The sequence below is a fragment of the Streptomyces sp. NPDC044044 genome, assembly GCF_056434405.1.
Genome location: NZ_JBWKFG010000001.1, coordinates 643435 through 659904, shown reverse-complemented (window position 1 = coordinate 659904; position 16470 = coordinate 643435). Strand labels below are relative to the sequence as shown.

The window sequence follows — 16470 nt, the reverse complement described above, 5'->3', positions numbered from 1 at the left end:
TCATGACTCTAGCCTCCATTCTCATACATGGACGCCATCTGCATATAGAGATGAGATTCATGAACGAGCACGGTTCTATGAACGAGCCCAGTACGACGCCCCGGAGCGTCGCCCAGCGGCTGCGGGAAGGCATGGCGCGCGGCGTGCTGTCCTTCCCTCTGACGAGCATGGGCAGCGACGGCGGCCTGGACCTGGAGTCCTACCGCTCCTATCTGACGGCCCAGTTGGCGGCGGAGCCGGGCGCGGTGTTCCCCGCGTGCGGAACCGGCGAGTTCTTCTCGCTCGACGAGGAGGAGTACCGCGCGGTCATCAGGGTCACGGTCGAGGTCGCCGACGGCCGCCTTCCGGTGGTGGCGGGCACCGGTTACGGGTGGGCCCAGTCGCTACGGTTCGCCCGGATCGCGGAGGAAGAGGGCGCGGACGCCCTGCTGGTGATGCCCCATTACCTGGTCGAGGCGCCGCAGGACGGCCTGGTGGAGCAGCTGCGCCGCCTCTCCGCAGGCACCCGGCTTCCGCTCATCGCCTATCAGCGCGGCCAGGTCACCTTCCATGCCGATGCCCTGCGCCGGATCGCCGAGATCCCCACCGTCATCGGCCTCAAGGACGGGCACAGCGACCTCGACCGGCTGCAGCGCCTCACCCTTGCCGCCCCCGACGGCTTCCTCTTCTTCAACGGCGCCGCCACCGCGGAGATCCAGGCCCGTGCGTACGCCACCGTCGGCGTCCCTGCCTACTCCTCCGCCGTCCACGCCTTCGCCCCCGAGATCGCGAACGCCTTCTTCAGCGCGCTGCGGGAAGGGGACGACACCGCGGTGGACCGGCTCCTTCGGGAGTTCTATGTCCCGCTCGTCGAGCTGCGCGACCGGGCTCCCGGATACGCCGTCTCGCTCGTCAAGGCCGCCGCCCGGCTGCGCGGCCTCCCGGTCGGCCCGGTGCGCGCGCCCCTCACCGACCCCGGCCCCGAGGACATCGCCGACCTGGAGAAGGTCCTCGACGCCGGTCTTGACCTGGTCCGGGCCACGCGGCACAGGCCCTGAACCCACCCGCATCCACAGTTCAAAGGGGAACTGAAATGCCGCTCGTCGTAGTCGGGATCAGCGTCCTGGTCCTGCTGTTCCTCATGACCCGGCTGAAGCTGAACGGTTTCGCCGCCCTTCTGTTCGTGGCGGTCGCCGTCGGCCTTGTGCAGGGGATTCCGGTCGCCACGATCCCCGACGTCCTCTCCGAGGGCATCGGCGGCCAGATCGGCGACACGATGCTCGTCATCGGGCTCGGCGCCATGGTCGGCCGGGTCATGGGGGACTCCGGTGCCGCACAGCGCATCGCCAACAGGATGCTGGACGCCTTCGGACCGCGATGGGTCCAAGTGGCCATGGTGGTCACATCCATGCTCATCGGCGTCACCATGTTCTACGAGGTCGCCTTCATCATCATCGTGCCCATCGCCTTCACCCTCGTACGCGTCACCGGGGCGAAGCGGCTGTGGATCGGGCTTCCGATGTCGATCACGCTCTCCACGATGCACAGCTTCCTGCCGCCGCATCCGGGCCCCACCGCCGTGGCCGCGACGTTCCACGCCTCCGTCGGACTCACCCTGGTCTACGGCCTGTTCATCGCGATACCCGCCGGTGCGCTGATCGCGCTGGTGTGGCCGCGGCTTCCGTTCATCAAGGCGATGAACCCCTCCATCCCCAAGGGCCTTGTCAGCGAGCGCGAGTTCACCGACGAGGAGATGCCCGGCCTGGGCTGGGCCCTGACCGTGGCGCTCTTCCCCGTCGTGCTGATCGCCGGCGCCTCGGTGACCGAGATGGCCGCCTCCGGCGAGAGCCCGTTCCTCCACTTCATCACCTTCATCGGCTCGGCACCCATCGCGCTCCTTCTGACCCTCCTTCTGGCGATCTGGGCGTTCGGGCCGCGCATCGGCCGCAGCCTGGCCGACGTCAGCGCTTCCTGTACATCGGCGGCGCAGGCCATGGCGATGATCCTGCTGGTGATCGGAGCGGGCGGCGCCTTCAAGAACGTCCTCGTCGAAGGCGGCATCTCCGACCACATCAAGGACACCACCGACAGCTGGTCCATCTCACCGCTCATCCTCGCGTGGCTCATCGCGGTGATCCTGCGCATCGCCCTCGGCTCCGCCACGGTCGCCGTCGTCACCGCCTCCGGTGTGGTGCTGCCGCTCCTGGCGAACAGCGGCGTCCACCCCGAGATCCTGGTGCTCGCCGTCTCCTGCGGATCGATCGCCTTCTCGCACGTCAACGACCCCGGATTCTGGCTGTTCAAGGAGTACTTCAACCTCTCGGTCATCGAGGCGATCAAGGTCCGCACCACCTATACGACGGTGCTCGCGATCCTCGGCCTCGGCGGCGTACTCGCGGTGGAGTGGGCCCTGGACGTCCTCAGCCTCTGACCCACCCGACCAGCACCCCACTCCCCATACACCCGACAACCGACACCCGAGGAATTCGTGATCATGAACAGGCAGCCGACCGTCACCGCGTTCAGCGTCTACCCGGTCGCGGGCCGGGACTGCATGGAGCTGAACCTCTCCGGCGCCCACGGCCCCTACTTCACCCGCAACATCGTGGTCCTGCGGGACTCCGAAGGCCGCACCGGCCTGGGCGAAGTGCCGGGCGGCGAGAAGATAACCCAGACCCTGCGCGACGCCGAGTCCCTCGTCGTCGGCGCCCGCGTCGGTGACTACAAGCGTGTGCTGCGCGAGATCGGCGACCGCTTCGCCGACCGTGACGCCGGCGGACGCGGCGCCCAGACCTTCGACCTGCGCACCGCCGTCCACGCCGTCACCGCCGTCGAATCCGCACTGCTCGACCTGCTGGGCCAGCATCTGGAGGTGCCCGTCGCGGCGCTGCTCGGCGACGGACAGCAGCGCGATTCCGTCCGCGTCCTCGGCTACCTCTTCTACGTCGGCGACCCCGACCGCACCGATCTGGAGTACGTTCGCGAGCCCGATTCCCCCGTCGACTGGCACCGCATCCGGCACGAGGAAGCCCTCTCCCCCGACGCGATCGTGCGGCAGGCCGAAGCGGCCTACGACCGCTATGGCTTCCGGGACTTCAAGCTCAAGGGTGGCGTCCTGGCGGGCGCCGAGGAGGTCGCGGCCGTACGCGCGCTCAAGGACCGCTTCCCCCAGGCCCGCATCACCCTCGACCCCAACGGCGCGTGGTCGCTGCGCGAGGCGATCGAGCTGTGCACACCCCTGACCGACACGCTCGCCTATGCCGAGGACCCCTGCGGCGCCGAGGACGGCTACTCCGGCCGCGAGGTCCTTGCCGAGTTCCGCCGTGCCACGGGGCTGCCGACCGCCACCAACATGGTCGCCACCGACTGGCGGCAGATGACCCACGCCCTGGCCCTGCAGTCGGTCTCGATCCCCCTCGCCGACCCGCACTTCTGGACCATGCAGGGCTCCGTGCGCGTGGCGCAGCTGTGCAACGCGATGGGCCTCACCTGGGGTTGTCACTCCAACAACCACTTCGACATATCCCTGGCCATGGTCACCCACTGCGGGGCCGCGGCCCCCGGGGACTACAACGCCCTGGACACCCACTGGATCTGGCAGGAGGGCCTGGAGCGCCTCACCACCGCCCCGCCCCGCATCGTCGACGGGGAGATCGCCGTACCCGACGCCCCCGGCCTGGGCGTCGAACTCGACATGGACCGTCTCCTCGCGGCCCACGACCTGTACCTGCACAAGGCACTGGGCGCGCGCGACGACGCCACCGGCATGCGCTACCTCGTCCCCGACTGGCAGTTCGACAACAAGCGTCCCTGCCTGGTGCGTTGACGACCTTCAGGACGGCCCGGGGGACGCTCTAGCGGTCGATGAGTTCCCCGACTCCGTCAAGCAGCCGTTCGAGCCCGAACTCGAAGAGCGTGCCGAGCTCCAGGTCGAATTCGTCCTCGCCGAAGAGCGTCGACAGGATCGGATAGGCCCCGGTGATCTGGATCGCGTCCATACGGGGCTCGTGGGACGCCATCCACTCCTCGGGGGTCATGCCGGTGTCCTGCCGCGCCTGGGTCTCCAACTCGATGGCCATCGCGACACCTTGGGCATACGCGAGGAGCGAGAGGTGGACGTGGATCATTTGGTACGGGGTGAGGCCCACTCCGCTCAAGGCGGCGAGGACACGCTCCGTGTACCGCATCGCATGGGGCGAGGCGATCGGCCGGGTGAGGGCGGCCATGGCCCGCCCCAGCCAGGGGTGACGCTCGTACAGACCCCACAACCACCGCGCCTCCCGGGCCAGTTGCGCCCGCCAGCCTGCCGGTCCCGGGCCCGGCGGTTCCTCGCTGAACACCGCCTCCGACATCAGCCGTACGAGTTCGCCCTTGCTCGGGACGTGCCGGTACAGGGCCATGGTGGAGGTGCCGAACTCGGCCGCGACGCGCCGCATGGACAGCGCCGCGAGCCCCTCCGTGTCGGCGAACGCGATCGCGGTACGGATGATGCGCTCGCGACTCAGACCCTGGCCGGGGGCCATTCGGCGCTCCCGCACCGGCTCCGCGACCACCGTGCCGACGCCGGGCACGGCGCGCACCAGGCCCTCCTGGTTCAGTGCGGCGAGCGCCTTCGTCGCGGTCGCCATCGCGACGCCCCACTCCTGGGTGATGCTCCGGGTGGAGGGGACGCGGTCGCCGGGAGCGAGCTCGCCGGAGTCGATCCGGCGGCGGATGTCCCGCGCGATGCGGAGATAGGGCGGATCGGCGGCCATGGGCCTCACTGTACTAGTGCACTACGCGCACCGACACCGTACTGAGCAGCGGTATTGAGGGAGGTGCACTAGGTCATTGTTTGCGGCGTACGCGCCGATCCGATTCCGTACCGGGCATGGAGAACACACCCAACCCCCGCGCGGGCCGCCGGGAATGGACGGCCCTCGGCGTCCTGATGCTGCCCCTGCTCCTGGTCTCGATGGACGTCTCGATCCTCTACTTCGCGATTCCCTACATCAGCCAGGACTTGGAGCCCAGCGCCACACAGCAGCTGTGGATCCTCGACATGTACGGCTTCGTCCTCGCCGGCCTGCTCATCACCATGGGCGCCCTCGGCGACCGGATCGGCCGGCGCACGCTGGTGCTCGGGGGCGCCGCGGTCTTCGGCGCGGCATCGGTCGCCGCCGCGTACGCACACTCGGCCGAACTGCTCATTGCCGTACGGGCGTTGCTGGGTCTTGGCGGCGCCGCCCTGATGCCCTCGACACTCGCCCTGATCCGCAACCTGTTCCGCGACGCGAGGCAGCGCGCCCAGGCGGTGACCCTGTGGACGGGCGTCATGACCGCGGGCATCTCCCTGGGCCCCGTGGTCAGCGGTCTGCTCCTGGAGCACTTCTGGTGGGGTTCGGTCTTCCTGATCAACCTGCCCGCGATGGTGCTCCTGCTCGTCCTGGTGCCGTTCCTGGTACCGGAGTTCAAGGCACCGCAGCAGGGCCGCTTCGACCTCCTGAGCGCGGCGCTCTCGCTCGCCGCCCTGCTCCCGGTCATCTACGGAATCAAGGAGCTGACCCAGCACGGCTACGAGCCGCTGCCCGCTCTCGGCGTCACATCGGGACTGGTGCTCGGCTTCGTCTTCGTGCACCGCCAGAAGCGTCTGGCGCACCCGATGATCGACCTCGGCCTGCTGGGCCGACGCGCCTTCGGCGGCCCGGTGGTCGCCAATCTCCTCGCCATGTTCGCCACGGTGGGCATGGCCGTCTACCTCACGCAGTATCTGCAGTCCGTCCTCGGGATGAGCCCGTTCAAGGCCGCCCTGTGGAGCCTGGTGCCGGCCGCGGGTCTGGCCGTCATGGCGCCGACCGCGGCCGCGCTCGCCCAGCGCGTCGACCGTGCCTACGTGATGGGCGGCGGGTTCCTCGTCTCCGCCTGCGGGTTCCTCTGGCTGACCCAGGTGCACGCCGACACGGCACTGTGGGTCACGCTGACCGGCGCATCGGTCTACGCGGGCGGCCTGGTCGCCTCCATGACACTCGCCAATGAACTCGCCCTCGGCGCCGCACCGCCGGAACGCGCGGGCTCGGCCGCGGCCGTCCTCGAGTCGGGCCAGGAGCTGGGCGGAGCCCTGGGCATGGCGATCCTCGGCTCCATCGGCGCGGCGGTCTACAGCCGGGACATGGCCGACGCTCTCCCGGCGGGCGTTCCGCACGCCGAAGCGGTACGCGAAACCCTGGGCGGTGCGACGACCGTGGCCGCACGACTCCCCTCGGACACGGCGGGCACCGTGCTGTCGGCGGCACGTGACGCCTTCACCCACGGGATGGGCTTCGCCGCGCTCGGCGCGGCCGTCGTCATGGCATCGGCAGGCCTCTTCTGTCTCGCCCTGCTGCGGGGCGCGGGCATGGCCGAGCACCCGACTAATCCGCACCCCGAAGCCACCGTGACACCACTGGCGACGCACGTGGCGCCATAAATGACTCCCCTTGGCGCCACTCATGTGCCATGATGGCACCAAGGGGGGCGCCCCTCGGCCTCGCAGGCCGAGGGGCGCGCGTTTCGCGGAGTGAGTCATCAAAGGGGTCGGGCCATGAAGACAGCACAGAATCAGCAACAGGCGGGGCCCGGCGCCTTCACCGCGTTCGCCCGCTTCGTGCTCTGCGGCGGCGGCGTGGGGCTCGCCTCCAGCTTCGCGGTGGTGGCCCTAGCCTCCTGGATTCCCTGGGCCCTGGCCAACGCATTTATCACCGCGGTCTCCACGCTCCTGGCCACCGAGCTGCACGCCCGCTTCACGTTCGGTGCGGGCGGGCGCGCGACCTGGCGCCAGCATGCCCAGTCGGCCGGGTCCGCGGCGGGCGCGTACGTGGTGACCTGCGGGGCCATGCTCGTCCTGCAGCAGCTGGTGACGTCGCCCGGCGCGGTGCTGGAGCAGGTCGTCTATCTGTCGGCCTCCGCGCTCGCCGGTGTCGCGCGGTTCGCGGTACTGCGCCTCGTCGTCTTCGCACGCAGCCGCTCGCAGGCCGCGGCCACGGCCCGTCCCGTGCGCACGGCCGTGGCCCGCGTCGCGGCCACGGCCGATCCCGCAGCGCTCTGCCACGCCGCCTGACCCTCCCGCCGGGCGCGGTCCAGCCCAGCAGCCCACGCACCCCCGCAACAGCTCATCCCGCGCGCGGCCCCGGTCCGCCATCGCCTGCTTCACGGCTTCGCCGTCGTGTCGCACGTCGAATGACCACTGCATTGGTCCTGGTGCATTGGTCCTGGTCAGCACAGTGATCACCGGACCTGGCCGCGAGCGGCGCGACAGGGCTTCGTAGGATCTCGGGTGAGTACGCGGACGCCCCGACCCCGGGCCGCCGATGTGCCAGCGCCCCCCTGCCGACCGCACGGGCGGCCGTGGCGGCTCCTGCCCTCTGTCACCCCGCCGTCCGGGTCCCCCGCCGGCTGAAGTCCGGAACGTCCTTCTCTTGAGCACCGACGAAATCATCGAGGCGCCGCCCGCGCCTGCCCAGCCGCAACCCCGTACACGTTCACGTCCGCGCGTCCTGCCCCGCCTCGTGGGCCGCGCCCCCGCCCCACCGCCCGCGGGTACCGCCCTGCACAACATCAGTGCCGTCACCGCTGTTCTGCTGGCACTCGTCGCCGTCGGTTCCGTCGTCCACGAGCCGGTCCTGATACCCCCGCTCGCCGCGTCCGCCGCGATCGTGCACAGCGTCCCCCGGCTGCCGCTGGCCCAGCCGCGCAGCGTGATCGCCGGGCATCTGCTGTGCGCCGGCGTCGGATACGCGGTCCTCGCCGCCCTGGGCAGCGCCCCCTGGGCCGCCGCGCTGGCCGCGGGCATCGGCCTTGCCGTGATGACCGTGGCGCGCACCCCGCACTCGCCGGCCTGCGCCACCGCCGTCGTCATCGTCCTGCACCATCCCCGGCCCGCCACCTTCGTTCCCCTGCTCGCCGGGGCGGTCGTCGTGGTCGTCCTGGCGGGGTGGGCCGCCTCGTGCGCCCGTCCCAGCGCGCCGCGCTATCCCGCGTACTGGTGGTGATCAGTTGTGCGACGGCACGTGGGCGTGGTGATGTTCGTGGCGAAGCGGAGAACAGAGAGCAGCAGTGCGAGAAGGGGTACGTGATGGCAGCGGCTAGGACAGTGACCTTCCCCTCCGGCGTGAGTGTGCCCGCCCTGGGCCAGGGCACCTGGCGCATGGGAGACGATCCTTCGCGCCGCGCCGAGGAGTTGGCCTCTCTCCGCAGGGGTCTGGACCTGGGCATGACGCTGATCGACACGGCGGAGATGTACGGGAGCGGCGCCTCCGAGGAGCTGGTCGGCGAGGCGATTCGCGGGCACCGCGACGACGTGTACCTGGTGAGCAAGGTGCTGCCGTCGAACGCCGACGCCCGCGGCACCGTCGAGGCCTGCCACGCGAGCCTGCGCCGTCTTGGCACCGACCGGATCGACCTGTATCTGCTCCACTGGCGGGGCGGTGTCCCGCTCTCCGAGACCGTCGAGGCGCTCGAAGGTCTCGTGAGCAGCGGCAGCATCGGCGCCTGGGGGGTGAGCAACCTCGATGTCGACGACCTGGCGGAGCTCCCCGAAGGCGCCCTCCCGCAGACGGACCAGGTGCTCTACAACCTCACCCGCCGCGGCCCCGAGTACGACCTCTTCCCCTGGTGCCGCGCACGCTCGGTGCCCTTGATGGCGTACTCCCCGCTGGAGCAGGGTCGGCTGCTCGGCCATCAGGCCCTGGAGTCGGTGGCGTCGGCACACGGGTGCACACCGCTGCAGGTCGCGCTCGCCTGGGTGCTGCGCCACGACGACGTCATCGCCATTCCGAAGGCCTCCACCGCGGCGCACGTGGAGGAGAACCACGCCGCCCTCGACCTCAGCCTCACCGACGAGGACCTCGAGGCGCTGGATGCCGCGTTCCCCGCGCCGGTGGGCAAGGAGCCCCTGGAGATCCTCTGACGGGCCACTCCCGAGGAACCCGGCCGGCAAAAGGAAGTGTGCGCTCCGCATGTCAGGGCACCCGTCAGGTCGCTGCACATGCTTGCCCGAGCATGTCGCTCTAGGGTGAATCCCGGGGCCCGCAATGCCCGGAGCCACAGACTTCGGGACTTATAGGAGGCCATTCATGCCCCTCGCCGCAAGCGGAACCGCGTCGCTGATGCTGATCATCGGCGTGGTGATCGTCGTCGTCCTGATCGGTCTGTTCATTTTCGGACGGCGACAGGTCACTCGACGCCCCGAACCGCCACAGGAACCCCAGCCGCGCGCGGATTCCTGGGAGGAGCCCCACGAGGATCCTCCCGAGTCGCGCTAGGCGTCCCAGGAGGAACGGCATGCCCATCGCCACGGTCGACCCCGCCACCGGTGAGACGCTCGAGACTTTCGAGCCGCTCGATGACGCGAAGGTCGAGGCCCGTCTGGCGGCCGCCCACGCCGCGTTCGGCCGGTACCGCACCAGCGACTTCAGCGAGCGTGCCCGGCTGATGAACCGGGCCGCGGATCTCCTCGAGGAGGACAACGCCTTCATCGCCCGCACCATGACCACCGAGATGGGCAAGCCCGTCAAGGCGGCGAGGGCCGAGGCGGCCAAGTGCGTCAAGGCCATGCGCTGGTATGCCGAGCGGGCCGAGGGGCTGCTCGCCGATGAGCAGCCCGCGCAGGCCGACGTCGCGGATTCCGGCGCGGCGCGGGCCATCGTCCGCTACCGCCCGCTCGGCGTCGTGCTGGCCGTGATGCCGTGGAACTTCCCGCTCTGGCAGGTCGTACGGTTCGCGGCCCCCGCCCTCATGGCGGGCAACGTCGGTCTGCTCAAGCACGCGTCGAACGTGCCCCAGACGGCCCTCTACCTCCAGGACCTCTTCCGCCGCGCAGGATTCCCCGAGGGCTGCTTCCAGACGCTGCTGGTCGGCTCGGGCGCCGTCGAGGCCATCCTGCGCGACAGGCGGGTGGCGGCGGCGACCCTCACCGGCAGCGAACCGGCCGGGCGGTCGGTGGCGTCCATCGCCGGCGACGAGATCAAGAAGACCGTCCTGGAGCTGGGCGGCAGCGACCCCTACCTCGTGCTGCCGAGCGCCGACATCGAGCGGGCCGCCGCGACCGCGGTGACCGCACGGGTGCAGAACAACGGGCAGTCCTGCATCGCCGCCAAGCGCTTCATCGTGCACGCCGATGTCTACGACGCCTTCCGCGACCGGTTCGTCGCGGGCATGCGGGAGTTGACCGTCGGCGACCCGGCGGACGAGGACACCGACGTCGGCCCGCTCGCCACCGAACAGGGCCGCGAGGATCTGGAGGAGCTCGTCGACGACGCGCTCGCCCGCGGCGCCACCGCACTGTGCGGCGGGCAGCGCCCCAAGGAGCAGGAGCGGGGCTGGTACTACTCCCCCACCGTCCTGGCCGATGTGACCCCTCAGATGCGCATCCACCGGGAGGAGGCGTTCGGCCCGGTGGCGACGCTCTATCGCGTGGCGGACCTGGACGAGGCCGTGACCCTGGCCAACGACTCGCCGTTCGGGCTCAGCTCGAATGTGTGGACGCGCGACGACTCCGACATCGAACGCTGCGTACGGGATATCCAGGCGGGCGGCGTCTTCTTCAACGGCATGACCGCCTCCCATCCGGGCCTGCCCTTCGGCGGCATCAAGCGCTCGGGCTACGGACGCGAGCTGGCGGGGCACGGCATCCGCGAGTTCTGCAACGCCACGACGGTCTGGTACGGCCCGTCCGACCCGGGCGCCAAGGGCTGACCCGGACGCTAGGGACCGCCGGAGGCCGAGTCACACGGGACGGCCCGCGTGGTTCCCCGCCCACACCGCAGGGGTGCGGCCCGACCACGGACTTGCCTGTTCGAGTTGGCCTGCGAGGCGGAAGAGGCGGCCTTCGCACCCGTAGCCGGCGGCGAACTGCATGCCGATCGGCAGCCCCGTCCCGGGATCGGCCGTCACGGGCACGGACATGGCAGGCGTGCCCGCGACGTTGAACGCCATGGTGAACGGCGAGCGGTCGTTGAGGCGGTCGATCCAGCCGAGGCCGTCAAGGGCCTGCGTACCCTCGGCGTAGGCACCCAGGGGCATGGGAAGCTCCGGCAGGGTCGGGGTGAGCAGCAGGTCGCGGGCGTCGAAGTACCGGGCCAGGCTTCGAGCGACCCTGTTGCGCATCGCGAGGGCGGCGACGAACTGGGGTCCGCTGACCCGCTGGCCGTAGTGGTAGCCGGCCAGGGTCTCCGGCTCCAGGGTCGAGGAGTCGGCGGGCCGGTCGAAGGCGGCGGCGAGACCGTCGACCAAGGCCGTGAGATTCACCGTCATCAGACGGGCGTTGGCCAGGACGAACTCTTCCCAGTCGACCCCGAGGTCCACCGTGACCTCCTCCACCTGATGGCCGAGGGATTCGAGCAGACGCACGGTACGGGTGAGAGCGTCGGCCACCGGCTTCGTGGTTCCGCGTCCGCCCCATGCCCGGGTGAGGACACCGATCCGCAGCGCGCCCGGGTGGCGGGTGACTTCCTGCGCGTAGGGCCGGGACGGCTGCTCGGCGAAGTAGGGATCGCCCGCTTCCGGGCCGCGGATCTGGTCGAGCAGTGCCGCGCTGTCGCGCACCGTGCGGCTGACGCTCCCGTGCACGGCGAGGCCGCTGAAGATCTCGTCGACGTCGGGGCCCATGGAGACGCGGCCACGGGTGGGCTTGAGACCGAAGAGGCCGTTGCAGGCGGCGGGTATGCGGATCGAGCCCGCGGCGTCGGTGCCGTGAGCGATCGGGACCACCCCGGCCGCGACAGCCGCGCCCGCTCCCCCGCTGGATCCGCCCGCGCTCCGCTCCGGATCCCAGGGGTTGCGGACCGGGCCGTGCAGGAGTGGTTCCGTCGTGATGCTGTACGCCAACTCCGGTGTCGCGGTGCGCCCGAACGTCACGAGACCGGCGTGGCGAAGACGCACCATCAGGGAGGAGTCCGCACCGGCGACGTTGCCGGCCGCGAGACGGCTGCCCAGCTCCATGCGCCGCCCCGCCATGGAGACTCCGAGGTCCTTGATCAGGAAGGGGACCCCGGCCAGCGATGTGCTGCCGGGGGCGGGCTCGTCGTCGGTCGGCCAGGTCTCGACGATGGCGTTGATCTGCGGATCGACCGCACGCGCGGCCTCACGTGCGGCTGCTTCCAGTTCGGCGGGGGTCACCTCGCCTCGGGCCACGAGCTCCGCGAGCCCGACCGCGTCGAAGGTCACGTATTCGGCGATGCGCACTGTCACTCCCGGCGGAAAGAAGAACGATACCGTTGAGTCCCCAACGATACCGATCGGTATCGCATGGGACGGACTGGTACCGTAGCAGGCGCCAAAAGCCCCACAACTGACCGGACGTCACGGAGCAGGCATGACATCGACCGCCGGCAGGCCGAGCAGAGTGGCGAAACTGCCGCCTCGTGAGCGCATCCTCGACGCGGCGGAGGAGCTCTTCCAGAGCGAGGGGATCCGGCGCGTGAGCGTCCAGGCGATCGCCGACAGGGCCGAGACCACCAAGATGGCGATCTATCGGCACTTCGAGACCAAGGACGCCCTGGTCGCGGAGTGGCTGCGGATCGTCGCCGCCGACTACCGGGCGGCCTTCGACCGTGTCGAGGCCCGACACCCCGGGCAGCCCAGGGAGCAGATCCTGGGCCTGGCCCGTTTCATCGCCGAGGGGCTCCCGGCGATCTCACACCGGGGCTGCCCCTTCATCAACTCCATCGCCGAACTGCCGGACCGCGCCCACCCCGCACGGCAGGTGATCGAGCAGCACAAGGCCCACCAGACCCGCAGGCTGCTCGCCGTGTGCGCCGATGCGGGGCTGCCCGACCCCGAACAGGCCGCGGCCGAGATCACCTTCGTGCTCGAAGGCGCGCAGGTCAGCACGCAGAACGGAAGCATCGACCAGGTGGGGGACCGGCTGATGCGCATCGTCGAGGGCGTCATCGATCAGCACGGCTCCCCGCGCGAGGCGTCGCGGACGACCACCGGCTGACCTCAGTGTTCCGGGAGCGGCGGCTCCCCGTGCTCGGCTCCCGTCAGGCGCAGTTGCACCTGCACCTCCTGGTCGCCGGAGACCGTGCCGGTGTCCGCGGCGACGAAGGCCGATGCGAGCGTGGCACGCAGGCGGTCCACCGCCACCGGGCCGCCCTGCAGGTCGGCGGTGACCGGGCCCGCGAGGAGCACGCCCCGGACGGGCCCCGTGCTGTGGGCGGCAATGAAGGCGCCGGTCCAGACCGCGGGCCGTGGCTGCTCCGTCCGATGCGGCGCGTCCTCGCCGCGGTCGGAGGGGAAGTGGGTGCGCAGCACGCCGAACACGGCGTCCGCGTCGGCCGCGGAGCACTCCCCGAGGACCACTTGCACGAGGTCGGGCGAGTCGGGCTGCGCGGTGGGGGAAGCCGGGCCGGATGTGTCGTTCACGCTGTTCTCCCATGGGTCGCGGGTGTGTGAGATCGCGGGTGTGTGAGGTGCTCAGAGATCGCGCAGGGCGGGCAGCAGCTTCTGCTCGGCCCAGTCGATGAAGGGGCGTTGGTGGTCGCCGCCGACCTGGACCAGGGCGACTTCCGTGAAGCCCGCGTCGACGTAGGGGCGTACGGCGTCGACGAAGGTGTCGACGTCGTCGCCGCACGGGATCTGGTCCGCGATGTCCTGCCGGGTGACGTGCTGGGTGGCGCCCGCGAAGCCGGAGGGTCCCGGCAGTTCGGCGTTCACGGGCCAGCCGCCCGCCGACCAGCGGAACTGGTCGTGGGCGCGGGCGACGGCCGCGTCCTTGTCGGTGTCGTAGCAGACGGGCAGCTGGCCCACGCGCGGCTTGCCGCTGCCGCCGTGCCGGTCGAAGGAGTCGAGCAGCTCGGCCTTGGGTTCGGTGGCGATGACCAGGTCGGCAAGGCGGCCGGCCAGGGCGCAGGACCGTCCGCCGGAGACCGCCACTCCGATGGGCGGCAGCTCGTCGGGCAGGTCCCACAGGCGGGCGTTCGCCACGTCGAAGTGGGTGCCCTGGTGGTTGACGTTGTCGCCGGTGAACAGCGCGCGGATGATGCCGACCGCTTCCTCCAGCATCTCGAGGCGGACCTGAGGCGACGGCCAGCCCTCGCCGACCACGTGCTCGTTGAGGTTCTCGCCCGAACCGAGTCCGAGCCGGAAGCGCCCCTCGGAGAGCAACTGCATCGTCGCGGCCTTCTGGGCCACCACAGCCGGGTGGTAGCGGACCGTCGGGCAGGTCACATACGTCATGAGCGGGATCCGCGAGGTCGCCTGGGCCGCCGCGCCGAGCACGCTCCACGCGTAGGGCGCGTGCCCCTGCGAGTCGAGCCAGGGGAAGTAGTGGTCGGACGTGACCGAGAAGTCGAATCCGGCCCGTTCCGCCGCCACCAGGTCGTCGACGAGGGCACGGGGTCCTGCCTGCTCGGTCATCATCGTGTAGCCGATTCGCACCATATTTGTACGCTTTGCCGAACCGTCCTCCCTGAAACATCAGCATCAGCCGGCACATGAGGCTGCTGCCCCCGCGGCGCGGGACCACTCGGCCCCTTCCGGCCCTATTTCCAGTCGTACGCGTACGCGGCGACCCAGGTGATCTCCAGCTGCGCACTGCTGCCGGGCTCGGCCCCCGGACCTTCCAGGGCGCTCTCGTTCTGCAGGATCCACGACAGCGGCTGGTCCGGCACGCCCCTCGTGTCCTGCCCCGTCTCCCGTCCGTCCACGAAGAAGCGCACGCGTCCGGGGGTCCACTCGGTCGACACCGTGTGCCACTCGGTCCACTCGTCGGCACCGCGGAACGAACCCTGTTCGCCGCCGCCGCACGGGTGGTGGAAGGCGGTGAGGGATCCGGCCCAGTTGCCCTCGGGGTGGTCCATCTCGCAGCCCCCGCCGTAGTGCAGCCACGCCGACTTGTACCCGGCGGCCGGTTTGGTCACCTTGATGCGGGCGCTGTACTTGCCGTACTTCATCTGCATGACGGCACGCGGTACGACCGCCGCCGCGTGCACCGGCCCTCCGTCGTCGGGCCGCCACATCCGGATGCGCATACGGCCGTCGCCGTTCTCCGCAGGGCCGACGCTCACGGTGTCCTCCGGGTGGTAGACACCGACGACGTCACGGCCCCGGTCGTTGGCCGTGTCGCGCCAACCGGTCGGGTAGGCCCACCAGTTGTCGCGGTAGGAGCCCGTGAGGCCGTCGCAGTACGCGGCGGACGTGTCGGCGTGATGATCGCAGTCGCTGAACGCGCCGAGCGGCACCCGGTCCCCGTTGAAGTCCTCGGCGACGACCTGCCAGAACGGCCCGCAGTCGCCGCGCGGCAGCTCGGTGCCGACGCTGCCGCAGGCGTCGGCCGACCGCGGGGCTCCCCCGGCGCTCGGGATGGCCAGCAGGGCGGCGAGCAGTGTGGTGCCGAGCGCCCCGAGCACGACCGGCCTGCGCCGTCTCGCCGCCGCGTGTGATCCCATCGCGATGCCCTTCCTCCCGGCCGCGCACGCACGCCCCACAGGACCCGGCGGACTCCTCGCGCGGAGGGGTCATCCTCGCGGAGGCCGGGAGGTCCCGCCATACCCCTGACACCACCGACCCCGGCCTCGGTCACGCTCCCGGCCCCCGTCACGACTCGACCCCGGAACGCGCCGACAACGTGAACTGGTGTACGTGTCGGGACGGTTGGGACGTAAGTTGTGCGTCGAACAGTTCACACCTCGGTGGAAAGACGGACGCTACCCATGACCGACGACGCCACGACGCCCGGATCCGCGGCGCATCAGAAGATCGACACATCGGTGCCGCACTCGGCCCGGATCTGGAACTACTGGCTGGGCGGGAAGGACAACTACCCCGTCGACGAAGAAGCGGGCGACGCCTACAGCGCCGTGTTCCCCGGCATCGTCACGGTCGCCCGCAGCAGCCGCGCCTTCCTGCGCCGCAACATCACCCACCTGGTCACCGAGGCGGGCATCGGGCAGTTCCTGGACATCGGCACCGGCCTGCCGACCGTGGACAACACCCACGAGGTCGCCCAGCGGCTCGATCCCCGCACCCGGATCGTGTACGTCGACCACGACCCGATGGTCCTCGCGCACGCCCGCGCCCTGCTCACCTCGACGCCCGAGGGAGCGACCGCGTACGTCGACGCCGATCTGTCCGACCCCGACCGCATCCTGGCGGCCGCGGCCGCGACGCTCGACCTCAGCCGCCCCACCGCCCTGATCCTCAGCAACATCCTGGGCCACGTCGCCGACTACGACCAGGCCCGCGCCATCGTCACCCGCCTGATGGAGGGCCTGCCGTCCGGCAGCTACCTCTCCATCAACGACGGTTCACGGGGCACCGACGCCACCTACGAACAGGCCCAGGACGCCTACAACGAAACCGGCGCCGTCCCGTACTTCCTGCGCCCCGTCGACCAGATCACCGCGTTCTTCGACGGCCTGGAACTCCTGGCCCCGGGCGTCGTCTCGGTCCCCTTCTGGCGCCCGGACTCCGGCTCCCCCGCCCTGGAGCCCATCGGCGAACACGGCGGCCTCGCCCGCAAGCCGTGACGAACGG

At 70.7% G+C, this 16470-nt stretch carries 16 protein-coding genes; 11 read left to right on the top strand and 5 right to left on the bottom strand.

Features of this window, described 5'->3' with window-relative positions; translation table 11 throughout:
- Window positions 1-77: 77 nt before the first annotated feature.
- The 3 genes from AC07AG_RS03125 (at window position 78) to AC07AG_RS03115 (ending at window position 3805) form a co-directional block, all read left to right on the top strand.
- Window positions 78-1037 carry a 5-dehydro-4-deoxyglucarate dehydratase gene (locus AC07AG_RS03125; RefSeq protein WP_478751250.1) on the top strand — a complete coding sequence of 320 codons (960 nt, stop codon included), beginning with the start codon at window positions 78-80 and terminating at the stop codon, window positions 1035-1037.
- A gap of 35 nt (window positions 1038-1072) precedes the next feature.
- Window positions 1073-2410 carry a gluconate:H+ symporter gene (locus AC07AG_RS03120; protein ID WP_478751248.1) on the top strand — a complete coding sequence of 446 codons (1338 nt, stop codon included), beginning with the start codon at window positions 1073-1075 and terminating at the stop codon, window positions 2408-2410.
- A gap of 63 nt (window positions 2411-2473) precedes the next feature.
- The gene (locus tag AC07AG_RS03115; RefSeq protein WP_478751246.1) at window positions 2474-3805 is read left to right on the top strand and encodes an enolase C-terminal domain-like protein; all 1332 of its coding nucleotides are present in this window, start codon (window positions 2474-2476) and stop codon (window positions 3803-3805) included.
- Window positions 3806-3833: 28 nt separating this feature from the next.
- On the opposite strand, the gene AC07AG_RS03110 is transcribed toward AC07AG_RS03115, so the two are convergent.
- Window positions 3834-4733, bottom strand: coding sequence for a TetR/AcrR family transcriptional regulator (locus AC07AG_RS03110; RefSeq protein ID WP_478751244.1), 900 nt, complete (start codon window positions 4731-4733; stop codon window positions 3834-3836).
- A 116-nt stretch (window positions 4734-4849) separates the two neighbouring features.
- On the opposite strand from AC07AG_RS03110, the gene AC07AG_RS03105 reads away from it, so the two are divergent.
- The 6 genes from AC07AG_RS03105 to AC07AG_RS03080 all read left to right on the top strand — a co-directional run bounded on the left by AC07AG_RS03105 (window position 4850) and on the right by AC07AG_RS03080 (window position 10689).
- Complete coding sequence (locus tag AC07AG_RS03105; RefSeq protein ID WP_478751242.1) at window positions 4850-6424, top strand: MFS transporter; 1575 nt, start codon at window positions 4850-4852, stop codon at window positions 6422-6424.
- Window positions 6425-6538: 114 nt separating this feature from the next.
- Window positions 6539-7054: a GtrA domain-containing protein gene (locus tag AC07AG_RS03100; RefSeq protein ID WP_478751240.1), complete on the top strand. Its 516-nt coding sequence runs from the start codon at window positions 6539-6541 to the stop codon at window positions 7052-7054.
- 358 nt (window positions 7055-7412) lie between these two features.
- The gene (locus AC07AG_RS03095; protein ID WP_478751238.1) at window positions 7413-7985 is read left to right on the top strand and encodes an HPP family protein; all 573 of its coding nucleotides are present in this window, start codon (window positions 7413-7415) and stop codon (window positions 7983-7985) included.
- A gap of 83 nt (window positions 7986-8068) precedes the next feature.
- A complete protein-coding gene (locus AC07AG_RS03090; RefSeq protein WP_478751236.1) occupies window positions 8069-8902 on the top strand; it encodes an aldo/keto reductase in 834 nt (277 codons plus the stop codon).
- Between the two features lie 166 nt (window positions 8903-9068).
- Window positions 9069-9257 carry a DUF6479 family protein gene (locus AC07AG_RS03085; RefSeq protein WP_478751234.1) on the top strand — a complete coding sequence of 63 codons (189 nt, stop codon included), beginning with the start codon at window positions 9069-9071 and terminating at the stop codon, window positions 9255-9257.
- Window positions 9258-9276: 19 nt separating this feature from the next.
- Window positions 9277-10689 (top strand): NADP-dependent succinic semialdehyde dehydrogenase, encoded by a 1413-nt coding sequence (locus AC07AG_RS03080; protein WP_478751232.1) that lies wholly within the window; start codon window positions 9277-9279, stop codon window positions 10687-10689.
- Between the two features lie 30 nt (window positions 10690-10719).
- On the opposite strand, the gene AC07AG_RS03075 is transcribed toward AC07AG_RS03080, so the two are convergent.
- The gene (locus AC07AG_RS03075) at window positions 10720-12177 is read right to left on the bottom strand and encodes an amidase (RefSeq protein WP_478751230.1); all 1458 of its coding nucleotides are present in this window, start codon (window positions 12175-12177) and stop codon (window positions 10720-10722) included.
- Between the two features lie 130 nt (window positions 12178-12307).
- Between AC07AG_RS03075 and AC07AG_RS03070 the strand changes: the two genes are divergently transcribed.
- Window positions 12308-12934, top strand: coding sequence for a TetR/AcrR family transcriptional regulator (locus AC07AG_RS03070; RefSeq protein ID WP_478751228.1), 627 nt, complete (start codon window positions 12308-12310; stop codon window positions 12932-12934).
- 2 nt (window positions 12935-12936) lie between these two features.
- On the opposite strand, the gene AC07AG_RS03065 is transcribed toward AC07AG_RS03070, so the two are convergent.
- From AC07AG_RS03065 to AC07AG_RS03055, 3 genes are all read right to left on the bottom strand, one after another.
- Entirely contained in the window at window positions 12937-13359 is a 423-nt protein-coding gene (locus AC07AG_RS03065; protein WP_478751226.1) for a hypothetical protein, read from the bottom strand.
- Between the two features lie 51 nt (window positions 13360-13410).
- On the bottom strand, window positions 13411-14376 hold the full coding sequence (locus AC07AG_RS03060) for an LLM class F420-dependent oxidoreductase (protein WP_478751224.1): 966 nt from the start codon (window positions 14374-14376) through the stop codon (window positions 13411-13413).
- A gap of 101 nt (window positions 14377-14477) precedes the next feature.
- Window positions 14478-15383, bottom strand: a complete 906-nt coding sequence (locus tag AC07AG_RS03055) for a glycoside hydrolase family 16 protein (protein ID WP_478751222.1) — start codon at window positions 15381-15383, stop codon at window positions 14478-14480.
- Between the two features lie 264 nt (window positions 15384-15647).
- Between AC07AG_RS03055 and AC07AG_RS03050 the strand changes: the two genes are divergently transcribed.
- Window positions 15648-16463, top strand: a complete 816-nt coding sequence (locus AC07AG_RS03050) for an SAM-dependent methyltransferase (protein WP_478751220.1) — start codon at window positions 15648-15650, stop codon at window positions 16461-16463.
- Window positions 16464-16470 lie beyond the last annotated feature (7 nt).